At 50.7% G+C, this 14,935-nt stretch carries 16 protein-coding genes and 1 pseudogene; 9 read left to right on the forward strand and 8 right to left on the reverse strand.

What is annotated here, in order from left to right:
* Nucleotides 1–131: 131 nt before the first annotated feature.
* On the forward strand, nucleotides 132–401 hold the full coding sequence (locus FBY13_RS01575) for a hypothetical protein (RefSeq protein ID WP_063879433.1): 270 nt from the start codon (nucleotides 132–134) through the stop codon (nucleotides 399–401).
* A 227-nt stretch (nucleotides 402–628) separates the two neighbouring features.
* Complete coding sequence (gene ycgZ / locus FBY13_RS01580; RefSeq protein ID WP_063879432.1) at nucleotides 629–868, forward strand: regulatory protein YcgZ; 240 nt, start codon at nucleotides 629–631, stop codon at nucleotides 866–868.
* Between the two features lie 124 nt (nucleotides 869–992).
* Here ycgZ and FBY13_RS01585 read toward each other — a convergent pair whose 3' ends face one another.
* From FBY13_RS01585 to hchA, 3 genes are all read right to left on the reverse strand, one after another.
* Nucleotides 993–1,196, reverse strand: a complete 204-nt coding sequence (locus FBY13_RS01585) for a hypothetical protein (protein WP_096012634.1) — start codon at nucleotides 1,194–1,196, stop codon at nucleotides 993–995.
* Between the two features lie 152 nt (nucleotides 1,197–1,348).
* Nucleotides 1,349–1,990, reverse strand: coding sequence for a TetR/AcrR family transcriptional regulator (locus FBY13_RS01590; protein WP_145393299.1), 642 nt, complete (start codon nucleotides 1,988–1,990; stop codon nucleotides 1,349–1,351).
* A 141-nt stretch (nucleotides 1,991–2,131) separates the two neighbouring features.
* Nucleotides 2,132–2,977 carry a glyoxalase III HchA gene (gene hchA / locus FBY13_RS01595; RefSeq protein WP_096012636.1) on the reverse strand — a complete coding sequence of 282 codons (846 nt, stop codon included), beginning with the start codon at nucleotides 2,975–2,977 and terminating at the stop codon, nucleotides 2,132–2,134.
* A gap of 397 nt (nucleotides 2,978–3,374) precedes the next feature.
* Between hchA and FBY13_RS01600 the strand changes: the two are divergent.
* The 3 genes and pseudogenes from FBY13_RS01600 to FBY13_RS01610 all read left to right on the forward strand — a co-directional run.
* Nucleotides 3,375–3,650: pseudogene (locus FBY13_RS01600) on the forward strand (tyrosine-type recombinase/integrase); the annotation flags it as partial.
* A 283-nt stretch (nucleotides 3,651–3,933) separates the two neighbouring features.
* A complete protein-coding gene (locus FBY13_RS01605) occupies nucleotides 3,934–4,863 on the forward strand; it encodes a cytochrome P450 (RefSeq protein WP_145393300.1) in 930 nt (309 codons plus the stop codon).
* Nucleotides 4,844–6,103, forward strand: a complete 1,260-nt coding sequence (locus tag FBY13_RS01610; RefSeq protein ID WP_145393301.1) for an MFS transporter — start codon at nucleotides 4,844–4,846, stop codon at nucleotides 6,101–6,103. Before FBY13_RS01605 ends, FBY13_RS01610 begins: the two co-directional genes overlap by 20 nt.
* Before the next feature lie 176 nt (nucleotides 6,104–6,279).
* Here the strand turns inward: FBY13_RS01610 and umuC are convergent, their stop codons facing one another.
* Together umuC and umuD are read right to left on the reverse strand one after the other, a co-directional pair.
* Nucleotides 6,280–7,545 (reverse strand): translesion error-prone DNA polymerase V subunit UmuC, encoded by a 1,266-nt coding sequence (gene umuC / locus FBY13_RS01615; RefSeq protein ID WP_145393302.1) that lies wholly within the window; start codon nucleotides 7,543–7,545, stop codon nucleotides 6,280–6,282.
* Between the two features lie 2 nt (nucleotides 7,546–7,547).
* Nucleotides 7,548–7,967 carry a translesion error-prone DNA polymerase V autoproteolytic subunit gene (gene umuD / locus FBY13_RS01620; RefSeq protein WP_063879427.1) on the reverse strand — a complete coding sequence of 140 codons (420 nt, stop codon included), beginning with the start codon at nucleotides 7,965–7,967 and terminating at the stop codon, nucleotides 7,548–7,550.
* Nucleotides 7,968–8,869: 902 nt separating this feature from the next.
* Here umuD and FBY13_RS23360 point away from each other — a divergent pair.
* Nucleotides 8,870–9,148 (forward strand): hypothetical protein, encoded by a 279-nt coding sequence (locus FBY13_RS23360; RefSeq protein ID WP_255474405.1) that lies wholly within the window; start codon nucleotides 8,870–8,872, stop codon nucleotides 9,146–9,148.
* 132 nt (nucleotides 9,149–9,280) lie between these two features.
* On the opposite strand, the gene FBY13_RS01630 is transcribed toward FBY13_RS23360, so the two are convergent.
* Nucleotides 9,281–10,189, reverse strand: a complete 909-nt coding sequence (locus FBY13_RS01630) for a LysR family transcriptional regulator (protein ID WP_145393303.1) — start codon at nucleotides 10,187–10,189, stop codon at nucleotides 9,281–9,283.
* A gap of 283 nt (nucleotides 10,190–10,472) precedes the next feature.
* Here FBY13_RS01630 and bla point away from each other — a divergent pair, with 283 nt between their 5' ends.
* Both bla and FBY13_RS01640 read left to right on the forward strand, forming a co-directional pair.
* Nucleotides 10,473–11,354, forward strand: a complete 882-nt coding sequence (gene bla, locus FBY13_RS01635; protein ID WP_145393304.1) for a class A beta-lactamase — start codon at nucleotides 10,473–10,475, stop codon at nucleotides 11,352–11,354.
* Between the two features lie 244 nt (nucleotides 11,355–11,598).
* Nucleotides 11,599–12,384 carry a BPL-N domain-containing protein gene (locus tag FBY13_RS01640; protein ID WP_145393305.1) on the forward strand — a complete coding sequence of 262 codons (786 nt, stop codon included), beginning with the start codon at nucleotides 11,599–11,601 and terminating at the stop codon, nucleotides 12,382–12,384.
* Between the two features lie 214 nt (nucleotides 12,385–12,598).
* On the opposite strand, the gene FBY13_RS01645 is transcribed toward FBY13_RS01640, so the two are convergent.
* A complete protein-coding gene (locus tag FBY13_RS01645; RefSeq protein WP_145393306.1) occupies nucleotides 12,599–12,823 on the reverse strand; it encodes a hypothetical protein in 225 nt (74 codons plus the stop codon).
* A gap of 680 nt (nucleotides 12,824–13,503) precedes the next feature.
* Between FBY13_RS01645 and FBY13_RS01650 the strand changes: the two genes are divergently transcribed.
* Nucleotides 13,504–13,761, forward strand: coding sequence for a biofilm development regulator YmgB/AriR family protein (locus FBY13_RS01650; RefSeq protein WP_063879421.1), 258 nt, complete (start codon nucleotides 13,504–13,506; stop codon nucleotides 13,759–13,761).
* A gap of 94 nt (nucleotides 13,762–13,855) precedes the next feature.
* Here the strand turns inward: FBY13_RS01650 and FBY13_RS01655 are convergent, their stop codons facing one another.
* Nucleotides 13,856–14,824: a UV damage endonuclease UvsE gene (locus tag FBY13_RS01655; RefSeq protein ID WP_063879420.1), complete on the reverse strand. Its 969-nt coding sequence runs from the start codon at nucleotides 14,822–14,824 to the stop codon at nucleotides 13,856–13,858.
* Nucleotides 14,825–14,935 lie beyond the last annotated feature (111 nt).

Below are 14,935 nucleotides of genomic sequence, written 5' to 3' on the forward strand. Positions count from 1 at the left end.
ATCGCAAAGTTCACTTTTTATGCAGGTTTATTTGATAGGTAACACCTAATGAAATAACACTTTCGTTATGCATTTCTTTTACTAAACTAATTACTGGGTCGACGACATTCTCACTCACTCAGGAGTTGCATATGTATTTTCACGATGAAGCTACCGGTCATAAGATTATTGGTGAAGCTGCGGTGAACCTGGCACTACAGGATGAGGAGATAACTGTGGTTTCGTTGATCCGTCAGCTAAGCATCATGGCGGACAATGAAATCGACGACGAGCGGGTTATTCAGATTGCAGATGCCCGTAAATGGCTGAAAAGCTTTATTAACGTCGCGACACGGGAACGGGCAGAACTCAGTTGGATGGTTGTTACCGGCCAGGTGCCCGCCAATTTGACCGAGCATTAACTCAACAGGTCAGTCGGTTATCCCTCTGCGCGGGCGCGCTCTGCGTCCGCGCAATCATCATCCGCTTCTGGCGCGTTTTGTTGCCGATCACCTGCTTTGACGTACTTCACTTGCATCCTGTTAACTCCCGCACAATTTTCCACCGAAATAGCTGTACAAGTTTTATTTTATTGTATAACTTTACGCAACTTTCAACTGACTATTTTTGGACCACTGCGAGAGCACCTATGCAACACAACCATCGCCTACCTCAGAGCGCCGACGATATCTCCCGTTATTTTGCTGCGGCCAGCCTGCCTTCACAGCAAGAAATGCTGGGGCAGATCGTGGTTGATATTTTACGTGCAGGCCAGAACGTGAATCGTAAAGCTATCTGCACTAAGCTGCTGCGCCGCCTTGAGCTGTCGGCAAGTGAGGAAGAAGAGCGTCTGTGTCGTGAACTGATTGGATTGCTCTTTGGGCGGTGATACGGCAACGGGCTGCCGTTATTCAGGCGGGTTGGTCTTTGTCAGAGCAGTCGCGGCATAGCTGCTGTTACTGCTGTTGCTGTTACTGTTATGCAGGAAACGTCCTGCCCGTCATTGCTATCCGCTAGTGAAGTTTATGCGCCAGGATGCGGATAGCCTGTTCACAGGTCAGCCTGGTTTTTTCACACTCCGTTAGAACACTTTGCTGATGCAGGGCGCTAATAATTTCCTGTACTGTCACCGTTTCTCCGGGCTGGAGAATACCTGACACAATCCTGCCTAACAGCGCGTGTATCTCTTCACCGATCTCTGTCCTGTCTTGTTTCACGCCTTTTCCTCGAACCTAACTTTTCATTTAATATCATCAATTTATCGCGACGGCGTGTGTTCGGCCGCCCAGTCAACGCGCCGCATGTTGTGCAGTCACGGTCAGCGTTGTGTCAAAATTTAGGAAACATTCGCTTCCTAAATAGACAAATGTTAATCCAGTATTTTCAGGGCCAGCGCAATAGTCGCTTGCTCATCGGTTACATCGGCGACCTTGCCCGTGACGCGCATACCAAATGCGATGCGCAAAATCAGCCCTGCTGCCGTCTCAACATCCAGACTGGCTGGGATCGAGCCATCGTGCTGCCCTTCCTGCAATAGCGCCATCAAAAATTGCTTGTTACGGTTGATGACCTGCGCAACCAGCTGCGACAGCTCTGCGTCCAGCACCTGTAACTCAATAGCGCTGCCTACCACCAGACAACCTGTTCGCCCTTCTGTCGCCCGGGAGGAATCCAGATAAAACTGTAACAGCTCGGTTAACTTCGCGCGGCCGGTAGAAAATCGGGCCAGTCGCCCGCGCAAATCCTCATTTCGAACGGCGATATAGCGCTGAAAGACCAGTAGAAACAAGGAGCGCTTATCCTGGAAAGCTTTATAGATACTTCCCACAGAGAGGTTCATTGCTTTACCCAAATCGGCTAGCGATGCGGCATGATATCCCTTTTGCCGAAACACAATCATCGCCTGGTCCAGAGCCTGTTCCATATTGAACTCTCTGGGCCGACCTCGTTCTTTGTGTTGATACGCTGTAGAGATTTGGCTGTTCATGACGACCAATTTGAAAGGCGGCATCTTCGGCTCGGCCGAAAACGATATGCGCGGGTGATTGTATCTCAGTCGTGGATCACAAGTACACCCCGAATCCCGGCCCGAATGCAGAAGCCTGGCCTGGACCACGCCGGGCGCGGGACAGGGGTACGAACCTTTTAGCTTTTAGCGGTTAGCGTTTAACAATTCCTCTGCGGCCAGTTTACCTAAGGCATTCGCGGCAAACGGGCTGTCACCGGTCAGTACGCGGCGATCTTTATGCACGGTACCTTTGATATCACTGTTAACCAGCGTTAATCCCATCGCCTGGAGCTTCTCGCCAAAATACCAGGTCAGGTGCCCTGGCATATAACCCATATCGGGGGTTTGCTTATCGGCTGAGTCCGGGAACGCGCAGATTGCATAGCCGTTAAGGGGATTTTCACCTTTGTCCAGCGCCAGGAACGCCGCCGGGCCATGGCACAGCGAAATCAGATGGCGATCGTTTGCCAGCGTCCAGCGGATAACCTCTGCCACCGCTTCACTTTCGGGCAGTCCAATCAATGCACCGTGCCCGCCCGGAATAAACACACCGGCATAGTCGGAATGGGGCGTGAGTGAGGTTACAACGTCACTTAACGTCAAAGGCGAACGGAACAGCGACAGACAGTGGTTATAAAATCCCACAACCACTTCATCCTGTTGTGGCATTGCCCAGTGTTCAAACTTCACCATTTGTCCAGACAGCGTGGCAACGTCAAACTGAAAGCCGGCCTGATACAGGTGGTACATAGGCAGCAACGTTTCAATCGGGTGATTCCCGGTTGAAAACAGCGTGTCGTTATCCAACGGCAGATAGCGTTCGTCGGCACAGATGACCAGAATTTTTTTATTCCCGGTGTGCGGTTGCGCGTACCCGGCATCGCTCAGATCGGATTTAGGGCTGGTGAACTGGTCAAGAGAGTAGGCTGATGGGAAAAAGGCATTATGTTCAGCCTGATCTGCCACCGGAGATTTACTAAGTTCTGACATGACAATGTTCTCCTTAAGGGCGAATGAATACCTGTTTCATCCTAGACCAGAAAGTCAGGTTTAAGCAGCGCGCCAGCACAAAACGAACCCTTTATGAGAGCATTCCGTTGTCTGCCCTGCCCTCAACCTCGATCTCAACCTGGCAGGTTCCATCATTTCACCACGGGAAAATCGCTGATGCGGATGGTGCGCAGACGTCCCCCGATTTATCTGCAGCACTGATTTTCTTTACGCAGTTTTTCGGCGGCACGTTCGGCCCAGGTACAGACCGGCTCACGCACCTGGGCATAGTTTGATAGATGACTGCTGACCACGATGTGGAACACCGGGCACGTATTAATGAAGCATTTGCCCTGATCCGTGCAGATTTCACCCTGACGCTATCCCATCCCTTTGTGCAGTAGCGGCCGCAACGGAAGGCGGTGTGACTTTCTCCGTTCCTGTGACGCCGCACACCTTCCGGCACAGCTACATGCACATGCTTTATGCGGGGATTCCGCTGAAGCCGCTACAGAGCCTGATGGGCCACAAAAGCCTGAAATTGACAGAGGGATATACGAAAGTTTTCGCACTTGACGTAACGGCGCGTCACCGAGTGCAGTTTTCGATGCCGGGTAATGAAGCTGTAGCCATGCTAAAAAATTTTAATGCCAGCATCAAGACATCAGGGTGATATATGTTTAAGTAATTTCACCCTGTGATTAAATAGCTATAAATATTATTATTTTTTTAGGCGAAATATTTCAGATATATTTTTCCAATCAAAACCAACGAATTAATAGATAATTTTCATTAAGTTTTTTTGTGACCATTATCACAATAGTGTAAATGCAAAGTTAACTTTTATTAATTTTTTATCATATATGAAATCGCTGAAAGATCATTAACACTGGGTTATTTATGATTATGCTGGCTGTTCAGAACTGCTGAACAGTCATTATGTTACCAAGAACAGAATGCTTGTTCCCCTCAGCATATTTCAGCAAGAAAAGGCGATCATTGAACGTTTTATGTTACTTATTAATCAGTCACTGATTTTTCGGGACGATTGTAAAAGTGATGTGGTCCGGCTTATTCATCAAAATTTCAAAAAATTGCCCTGCGACGAGATGATAGAAAGGTCACTTTTGCAGATCAGGGAAAAGAAATACCTTGATGAGCATGATCTTATCAACCTCAATAACACGCTTGCGGCCATGCTTGTCGGGTTAGAACCTGCCCGCCACTTGTCGGATCATGCGTATAATGTGGGTATGCTTTTCGACGGCAGAGTAAAGGGAAAGGAACATTTTGTCGACATTGCGCATTCCTTTATGGCCGTTTTTGAAGCCTGCAGAGGCATGACTTCTGGCAGTGATCCCTGCACCGATGTTCAGGCGTCAGACAGAGCTATCGCCTATATTGCTGCGCATCAGACGACCATGCAGCTCATTATGGCCACGCTCTGGGCCATATCTCACTTCAGTCTGAGAGTAAATGCAGATAATGTCCGCGACATAGTGGTTGAGGCCTCGCGTTTTTACAGCCCCGTTCTCTCCGTAGGAAGAGTGATTTCTCAGGATCTGAGCTTCAGAGGGCTGAATCTACGAAAGGGTGACAGGGTTATGTTCTATACCGCGCTGGCTAATTTCGATGCCGGGTTTTTTGATGAGCCTTTCCAGTTCATTCCGGGTCGAAAAGAGAAACCACTTTCTTTCGGAACCGGGATGCATATGTGTATCGGTATGGGGATCGCGCTCAACTTTGCTTCATCCTTTATCGCCCGTACCAGCTCAAATGGCGCACTCAGGAACGTCAGAATTACCGAACTGGCGGAGGGCGTTTCTGCGCTGGGCGCTTCGCGTTTCAGTATGGGAATGGACTGTCATGAACTGGCTGAAGATTAAGAATTTCCGAACCCTTCTCGCCTCGCTTTTTATGTCAAAGACAGGCGATTATGCATACGAAGTGGTTTTCGTATTTATCGTGCTGGAGAGCACACATCATGATTATCTGCTTACCGGTTTCGTTTACTTTTTCCGGTTTATTCCCTTTCTGTTCTTCGGCCCGGTTGGAGGCTGGATGGCAGATAATTATCGCCTTAAACATAACCTCTTACTCAGCGAATGGCTGCGTCTCATTGTGTCGCTTCTTCTTTTCATATGCAGCCTGAATGGTTCGGTCAGTATCACCGTCCTTATCGTGGCTTCTGTGCTGACAACCATTGGCCGCAGTATCTTCCAGCCAAGCTATCAGACCGCTGTGCCCAGAACCGTTGATGCATCAAGGCTTGCCGGTGCTAATGGTATATCGCAGGTAGCCGAAGAAACGGCTTCGGTGGCAGGCCCTCTTATTTGTTCCTTCATACTCACATTCTCGGATAAATCATGGGTCCTGCTCTTTAACACCTTGACCTATGCTGTATCGATTATTTTCCTCTTCACATTTTCTGAAACTGTAGCGGTAAAAATATCGGCTTTCAGGATCAAAAATGTTTATAAGGAAACCTGGTCCTGTATTCAGGGCCTTTATTATGACACCCGTGGGCTATTTATCACCATACTGTGCTCTTCCGTCTGCATCCTGTTCACCGGATCGGTTCTGCGTTTTATAATTCCTGCGATGACAGTCAGTCACGGACAGGGGGAACTGATAACCAGTTGGATCTTTTCTCTCATGGCCGCAGGCACGATCACTGGTGGACTTATCTATGGTCGGTTTTTAAAGCAGGCTTCACCCGAGAGAGTAATGCGGTACTGGTTCTTGTACGGTATGCTTTTATTTGTAATGTCACTTACCGCTCTGTATTCCTTTAATTTTCTTCTTCCTCTCGCATTTATACTTGGGATCAGCGGTGCCTTTGTAGATATTGCGCTTGTGACAGTTATACAGACGTTGTCCCCGGCGGAGAATACAGGTAAGACATTCGGCACGTTCTCTACACTGGCAAACACTGCTGAAGCCCTTTCTGGCCTTCTTTCCGGGCTGCTCGCAGCTGGGGGACTGATGGTTGCTTTTGCTGGGATGAGTTCGCTTATCGCGCTAACAGGCATTACCGGAACAGTCCTTCTTTCAGGTAAAACGCGGAACCTTCACCTAAAAAAAAATGAAGCCGGTGGCTCAGTTCAAAGAGAATCTTCGGATTGAGGTGTGCAAGATCCGGGTGAGCCGCGAGCATTGACGTCTGCGTACTGGTTTCATGCTACCCGCACTTTTTCAGATACAAGATTATGTTGAGGACAAACTGGATTCCCACAAATGACTGATCGGGCATCCGTGTGCACCTTACGTCATGAAAAATCATAATATGATGATGTAAAAGGTTATTTTACGACAAGGAGGTCTGAATACCTTGTGGTGTAACAAGGCGACAACATCTCGCGCTTCATGGCCCAGCGTTTTTCCGTGCCCTGCCCGGCAAACCACATCTTTCCTTTGCCCTCCTTATGAATCCGATCGATCACCTGCATCAGATCGTTACGGCCTGGGTTAACCGAACGCTCATCGAACATATCCAACTGCGTCACGCCATGATCGAAGAAATCGCTCAGGACTATGCCGGCCTTGATATAGCGGTGTCCTTCTATCCAGATATAGTCGAGCATCTCGGTCGCCACCCGAATAATATCGCGCGTATCGTGGGACGGCGTCAGGAGTTGCCCTGTCGCCTGATTACCGTAAAAATTTTCGCCGGGTGCATGCGGACTGGTGCGCAGAAATACCCCGATTTGTCTGCAGTACTGGTTTTCTTTACGCAGTTTTTCGGCGGCACGTTCGGCATAGGTACAGACCGCCTCACGCACCTGGGCATAGTCTGAGAGGCGGCTGCTGAAGGAACGTGAACACATGATCTGTTGTTTGGTGGGTTCGAGCGCCTCTAAATCCTGACAGGGTTCGCCACATAATTCTCTGACCGTGCGCTCCAGCACCACGCTGAAGTTCTTACGAATCAGGCTGGGGCGCTGACGCGCCAGGTCCGCGGCCGAGGTTATGCCCATTTCCTCAAGCCGCTGGCTGAGCCGTCGACCTACGCCCCAGACATCCGCAACGGGCACCTTCACCAGCAGTTTTTGCCGACGCACAGGATCGGACAGATCGACAACACCCTTGGTGTAGTTTGCCCATTTTTTAGCGGCAAAATTCGCCAGCTTCGCCAGCGTCTTGGTGGGGGCTATGCCGACACAGACGTTGAGATGAACTTCTTTTTTTATCCGGGTTTTGATCTCGTGGCCCAACGTGTCGAGCGACATGCAATGGCTGACGCCCGTTAAATCCAGAAAAGCCTCGTCAATCGAGTAGATTTCAACCGACGGGGCCATTTCCTCCAGCAACGTCATTACTCTGGTGCTCATATCCGCATAAAGCGCGTAGTTGGAGCTAAAGACCTGTACGTTGTGGCGGGCAATAATCTCTCTCATTTTGAAGAACGGCACAGCCATGGTAATGCCCAGCGCTTTTGCCTCTGCATTACGCGCAATCACACAGCCGTCGTTGTTAGACAGCACAATGATGGGCTTTCCTTTGAGATCGGGGCGAAACACCGTCTCACAGGAGGCATAAAAATTGTTCACATCCACCAGCGCAAACATGATTAATAAACCGACTTGATCACATAGGTCACCACGCCAAACACTTCCAGCGCATCCTCCGTGCTAATCGCAATCGGTTTAAACTGCCGGTTCATCGGCATCAGTTGCAGGCAGGGCTGAAGCTGAAGACGCTTAACGGTAAATTCTCCGTCCACGGACGCCACCACGATATCGCCATGCGAGGCTCTTAGTGCGCTGTCCACCACCAGCATATCGCCGTCGTTGATGCCTGCGCCGGTCATCGACTCTCCGCTTACGCGTACAAAGTAGGTCGAACTGGGGTGCTGAACGATGAGCTTGTTCAAATCAAGACGTTGCTCAACATAGTCCTGAGCCGGTGACGGAAAACCACATGGCACCCGCTCCATAAACAGTGGCAGCGGTAACAGCGCACTGACTTTTGCTGGCCTGATAAATTCCATACTCACCTCCCCTTCAAAATAACTGTATATATTTACAGTAATCGCGATCGATGGGTTTGATCAAGTGAAACGGCAGAGGTTTATATGAAGCGGTTGATGTGGATGAAGATTTTGTTACAGCGAAACGGTGTCGGTTTTACGCAGCCGCTTAACGATTGTGCATTCAGGTTATGCTTTCACCTGTTGCCTTCTGCACGCCTGGCATTTTTTCATCGGTGGCTCCCTTTTTTGCCATCGTCCTGCAGAAGTACACAGCGGGTTTACACGACTCTGGCTGACGTTCTGTACTGCGCAAAACAAGACATAAGGCGGTTCTGTTGACGACTCACCCGGTTGTTTTCAGTTCTTTGTTACTGGCTGGATTTAAATTACCTGTCACGCCTGTTTTCTGAAATATATAGCCCTGAATCCCTGGCGATAACATAATATAAACCCGTTCGGGAATCGTTACGTTTTACCTCCCCTTCCCTTAGCCTTACCTGTTTATTCAAATACAGAAGCCGCAGAATACATAACGAGCCAAAGAGAAGTTTATTGCGCAAAATTCAAATGGTGTTATCTGTCCAACAGGATTAACACCAGAAGCGCAGGTATTTATTGCCGTAAGGATCAGCCACGCATTCGATCCAACGCGATAAAAAGCAATCGCAGAGTAGTCTGTATATCACACGGGGCTCAACAGGCCCCACGATATCTGATGCAGCGGCGATATGATGCGTTATATGTTCTTCGCTTAACCTGACCTTTCTCAGGCAGATCAGATCGGAAAACAAGAATAATCAATTGATTTAAATGAAGATTAAAGACTTAAGATAAGCAAAGAATACGTGAAATGCCATTACTTCATCCCAGCGCTATGATGAGCCCTGATCAGACAGCTGTATATTGAAAAGGAGCACAGCATGGAAATAAAAAATAACGACGGACAGAAGGTTTGTTTAACGGTCGATGAGATTTCATTAACGTGGTTTTTTATGACGGGAATGGATATGAAACAGATAGCAAGCTGGATGGCACTCCCTGTACACGCTGCATATTATATTAAACAACGCGTAATGAAAAAGCTTGGCGTCAAAAATAACAGTGAGTTTATTATCTGGTTTCTTAATAACAGAGGGCGTGACGAAACTGAAAAAACTGAACACCGCAGGCTTCCACACAGCGATAGTCTGATGAAATGAATCATCCCGAACAGGCTATTTTTTACATCCGTCATAGCGGGTAGCCGTTAACGCTTTTTCTCTGCACGATGAGTGAATACAGCGCCGCCTTGCCGCCTGAGCACGATGCTGCTGCTCAGATGGCGTTTAGCATTAAGGCGCGCCACCTGCATCGGGCTTATCCGGCTCTTCATGACCGCCTTTTGCCTGCTGCACTATCCATTCACGGAATATTTCCATCGAGGGCGTCATCTTCTTTGAGCGGAGCCAGGTTAACCAGTAGCCACCGACATCGATCTCAAGCGTAAAAGGACGGGCCAGCGTGCCAGCATCCAGCTCACGCTGAAACATGCACGCCGGCACCAGAGCAACAGCGCCGGTCTGGATCGCGGCTTCAACCATTAAACGTGACGAGTCAAATACCGGGCCGGTGATCCTGGGCGGTGCCATTCCCGCCGCCGTAAACCAGCTGTCCCACTCATCAGCCCGATAGGAACGTAACAGGTTTTCCCGCAACAAACAGGCAGGCTGCTGCAGACGGCTGGCGATGTCCGGGCGACAGAGCACCGTCAGCGGTGCCGTAAACAGCCGCTCATTGTGTGTGGCGGGCCAGGCACCCGCGCCAAACCGAATCGCATAGTCCACGCCTTCACCCGCCAGGCTGACCACGTTATTGTTAGTGCGCACATTCAGCTCCAGCGCCGGGTGCTGCTGACGAAACACCTCAAGCCGGGGTAACAGCCAGCCCAGCGCAAAGGTACCCACACAGGCGATCGTCATCACCTCGCGGTATTCTCCGCCTTCAAAGCGACGCCAGGCGCTTTCGAGCTGCGTGAAGGCCGCTGACACCTCCGCAAACAGTAGTCGCGACTCATCCGTCATCTCCAGACCACGCGGCAATCGACGGAATAATACGACGCCCAGTCGTTCTTCCAGCAGCCTGACCTGCTGGCTGACGGCGGCCTGAGAGACAAACAGCTCCAGCCCCGCGTGGGTAAAATTCAGGTGGCGGGCGGAGGCTTCGAAAGCCCGAAGCGCGTTAAGCGGTACATCATTTTTCACGTTTACCCCCAGAAATTCTTTAGTCTCCACTCAAATTATCTCGCTTGTCGACATTTTGAAATCCCCTACCATCTCCCTCGTGATTTAACAAAATAGAGGAATAGCGTGCTGCAGGGCTGAATGGCCTGACGCGTCACGCCGTTTAAAGCGACATAAGTTTATTGAGGGGCAGCCAGTCTGTTTCTTATTGCATCCTGCCGCGCAATGATGCGGTAAACCGCCATGCACTTCCCGGCCGCAGACGGCACTCAGCGATGCGGACATTTATCAGATGAGGTTTTATATGATTAATCTATTCACACAACGCGCACGCCCGGCCGTTATCCTGCTGGCGCTCGCGACCCCGCTTGCCGCACAGGCCAGCTTTGATGACGCCGCGTTGCAACGCGATATCCAACAGTTGGAACAGACCGCAGGCGGAAGGCTGGGAGTGGCAGTGACGGACACCGCCGATGGCGCCGTTTTTACCTATCGTGGCAACACGCGTTTTCCGCTCTGCAGCACCAGCAAAGTTTTCGCCGTTGCGGCCATCCTGAAAAAGAGTGAAACCGCGAGCGGATTGCTTAATGAAAACGTCGCGATCCACAAAACCGATCTGGTTAATTACAACCCGATAACTGAAAAACACGTCGGTGCCACAATGACGGTGGCTGAACTCAGCGCGGCTGCGCTGCAATACAGTGACAATGTGGCGATGAACAAACTGCTGACGCGGCTGGGCGGTCCGAAGAAGGTGACCCGTTTTGCGCGCAGCATTGGCGATACCACCTTTCGGCTCGATCGCAAAGAACCGGATCTGAATACCGCCATCCCGGGTGATAAACGCGATACGACATCGCCTGCTGCCATGATGCAAAGCCTGCAAAAACTGGTGCTGGGCAGTGCGCTGGCACCGGCGCAACGACAGCAACTGAGCGACTGGATGAAAGGCAACACCACAGGGGCGAACAGCCTACGTGCCGGCCTGCCCGCTGACTGGACAGTTGCGGATAAAACCGGCAGCGGCGATTACGGCACCACCAACGATATCGCCGTTATCTGGCCACCGCACCATGCACCGCTGGTATTGGTCACCTATTACACCCAGCCCGACCCACATGCCGCTTCGCGCAAAGCGGTTCTGGCGGGCGCAGCGAAAATCATCGCTTCGGGTTATAGCCAATAACGGCCAGTAAGCGGGCAGTTCAGGAAACAACGGCATCAAAGGCGGCGGTCTGCTGGACGCTCTCTGCGGGGAAAGGGTTGGCAAGGAATGATCGTCACCCAAAATTGAGCAGTTGCTCAAGGGCACTGAAATGCGCTATTTTTATCGCGTCCAGCCAGTCTGCCTGCGCTGACCTTCTCTTCTTATGCCGCGCCGTGGGTGCCGCAACGGAAGCGTTCTTTCTCGCTATGACAGGAAATGCATCATGCGCCCGGTTTTTAACGCATTACAACGTGTCCGCTATCCTCGTGGGATGTTAACCGCGATGCTACTTGCCTTGAGCCTCACGTCCGGCTTTAGCCTGGCGGACAATCATCCACTGAGAATCGCCATTTATCGTGGTGCGGCTGGCTGTGAAGGTTGTTCAGAAATGGTGATGAAAGCGCTACACGGCGTCGCGATGCCGCTCAGCATTTCTTATATTGGCGAAAACGAAAAACAAACACTGAATGCTCAGAACCTGCGTCAGGTTGATCTTTATATCCAGCCTGGCGGAGGCCAGGATATTCCAGCGGCCTATGAAGCCCTGGGGGATGAGGGGGCAAAAGCCCTACGCGATTTTGTCCGCGATGGTAAAGGTTACCTCGGTCTGTGCATGGGTGCTTATCTGGCGGACAGTAACTGGCTGGGGCTGATCGCCTCGCCGCTTGATTCCGAAGCAGGACGTCCGGGATCGCAGATCGCCGATGAGGGTGATTACACGATTCCTGTTAAGTGGAATGGCAGACAAGAGACATTCTATTATCAGGATGGCCCTTATCTTGTCGGCCATAAGCCGCAGGACGGTTTTACCCCTGTGGCCTTTTATCGTAATGGTGATGTGGCGATGGCGCGTTATGCCTACGGAAAAGGGACGGTGGTGTTAACCGGACCTCATCCTGAAGCAGATGATCGCTGGACAGGTAAAGTCACTGACGAGACTTATACCTCACCCCAGCAAAAGATGACCCGTCTGCTGGCTTATTTCTCTCAGCAGCGCTCTGAGCGATAACGCTATCGGTGCCGTCAAAGCCTGATGGCTGCGTAAAACCGGCAAGCGGTGTTGGTGACGTTACCGGGATGACAGGCTGTATAGCGCTGCGTAGTGGGATATGGTGGGAAAGCGGGCTGCGCAGGAGGCGGAGGATGAAACAGACAGCCTTGTTATTGAGCGTGAGCGTGCTTTTTACCGTCGCGCTGCCCGATCAGACAGCGCAATCTTACCGTTATACGTCGCTGTCAGACTCCAGCGCATCCTGAATCGCATCGGCCAGATTGGCAATTTCGTTTGCCACCGCTTGCAGATCCCAGGCCGCTTTCGAGCCATTTGCTGACGTTGAGGCGCTGACTGACTCTTTTGCCACTGCCAGTGCCGCCGCAACCGCGACCGTACGTTTATGCTGTTCCTGCGTCATACCCGCAGGCGACAGCGAGAAATAGTCGTTAACCATTATCATTTCCTTCTGATCCAAGAGGCGTAAACCTTAACGCCCTGCGGGTACAGAAGGAAGTGAATTATTGCACCGCCGCCCACAAAGCCTGCTTTATGACCACAGGACGCAAAAATGCGGGCCTGACCGGTCGAGCGTTCATGCGCCGCTGACCATCGGTTGCTATTCTCTGCCGGGGCACCGTTATCCGGAAAATGGTCATACGCTGCCCGCGGGCCGTCATGCGGTGATGTCGACGTTGCGGTCGCCCACAGGACAGTCGCAGCCGGCTTAAAGGCTCCCAACCCGATGCGTGCCCTGCCCAGGCCGGGACTTTTTCGTGCGTTCCTGACCAGAATTATACAGCTTACGCTGTACAAGTTTGCGCAGCCTTGTACAACCGAACGAAAAAAACAGGCGCATGCAACACCAGAAAAAAACTTTATAAATCATAATTAAATATCAAAAACAGTAGCAGAAAGCAGCGCATCCTCGGCCAGGAACTCATCCGACCAGCAGTTTTTCTTCGCAAAAAATTGTACAAAGTTAGTTTTTTTGTATAACTTTACGCCGTGATGTTAAATCACTTGTAACGAAAGGTGCCTTGCACCGCATCTGAAGGTGAGTGGATTTCCACCTTCAGATGCAAAATTTTCTTCGCCACGGGCAGGAAAACGTCTTCTTCCGATTTTGAGGCTACCATGCAAACGACAACGAATACTGAGTCTCAGATTTCTGAATATTTCATGAATGCGGGTGACACTTTCACCAGCGAAAAAGATGTGATTGCAGAGACCTGGTCAGAACTCGCTTCTTTTAAAGCGCACGTTTCTGAAAAAGATATGTTACTGGGTTTGATCCATAAACTGGAAAGTGAAACCGACGCGACCAAACAGGATATCTATCGTCAGGCTCTGGAGAGCGTTCTTCAGCGTAAGCCGGGCGACGTTCGTTTTTAATTTTGTTGTGATGATGACACGCTACTTAGCAAGGATGCTTTACCTTCCCTAAAAATTTGCCCCTGATTCAGGGGCTTTTTTTTGCCTGCGCGCCTCAGGCGATCAGGTTTTGACGCCGTCCCCAATCGTACAGCTGCTCACGCGCCAGGTTTTTCATTTTCACCTCACACATGATGTCGAAATCGCTGAATGACAATGCCCAGGCGTTGAGCGTGGGATTGAAATAGTAATCGGAATGGGCACGAAGCTTTGTTTTCGGCACGGTCAGGGCGTGCTGATCCGGAAAGCCCTCGGTGGGGATAATCCCCTCTTGCGAAATGGAGTAATGCAGCACCGGGCGGACGCCGCGCCAGGAATCAACAATCCGCGCAATACGTGCATCGTCCGCCCGGATAAACTGGTTCTCTTTGACCCAGTGATGATGGATATCCAGCACCACCGGACACAGCGCCCCTGCCTGCAACACATCGTCCAGTGAACACGAAATTTCGTCGTTTTCTACCGTCAGCATCAAGCGCGCTTCAGGACTGAGGCGCTGAAACGCCTGTTTAAACCCGTCAAACCCGAGTTTGCCATTCATATGAATGTTGATTTTAAAGTCCTGAAAGGTTTTGCCGTACCCCATCAAACAGGCGCACAACGCATGGTATTCCACATCCTCTAAGGCGCGTGAAACGACATCAGGATTGTCCGACGCCAGCACGCTGTACTGTCCCGGATGGAATGACAGCCGGATATGGTGCGCCCGCGCCAGCTCACCGCAGCGGGCAAACAACGGATACAGCTCAGGCAGAAACGCCGCAAATAACGGCTTTGCTTCAGGTACGGTATACAAGGGCAGTAAATCGCTGCCAATCCGCATCATTCTTAACGCGTCCGGGAGTACGGCAATGGCTTCCAGCGTTAAATACAGGTTCTGCAAATTGGTCTTCGAAATCTCATAAATGAGCGCCGTACGTTGCGCCTCATCCAGGCTGAGAAAACGGGTTCGCGTGGTCGCGCGAAAGGGGAAATACTGCTTGCCCTCTTCGTTTAAATACTTACATGCAAAGCCTAATTTCATAAACACTCCTGAACAGTATCCAGAAAGTGTAACAGCTAATTTTAAAATCGCCATTAAGGCCAGCACTATCAATAAGTTAAACGCTAACTTTATGAATAATCCCTGATTAAT

It is taken from the genome of Pantoea sp. SJZ147, assembly GCF_007828605.1.
Classification (GTDB): Bacteria; Pseudomonadota; Gammaproteobacteria; order Enterobacterales; family Enterobacteriaceae; genus Pantoea; species Pantoea allii.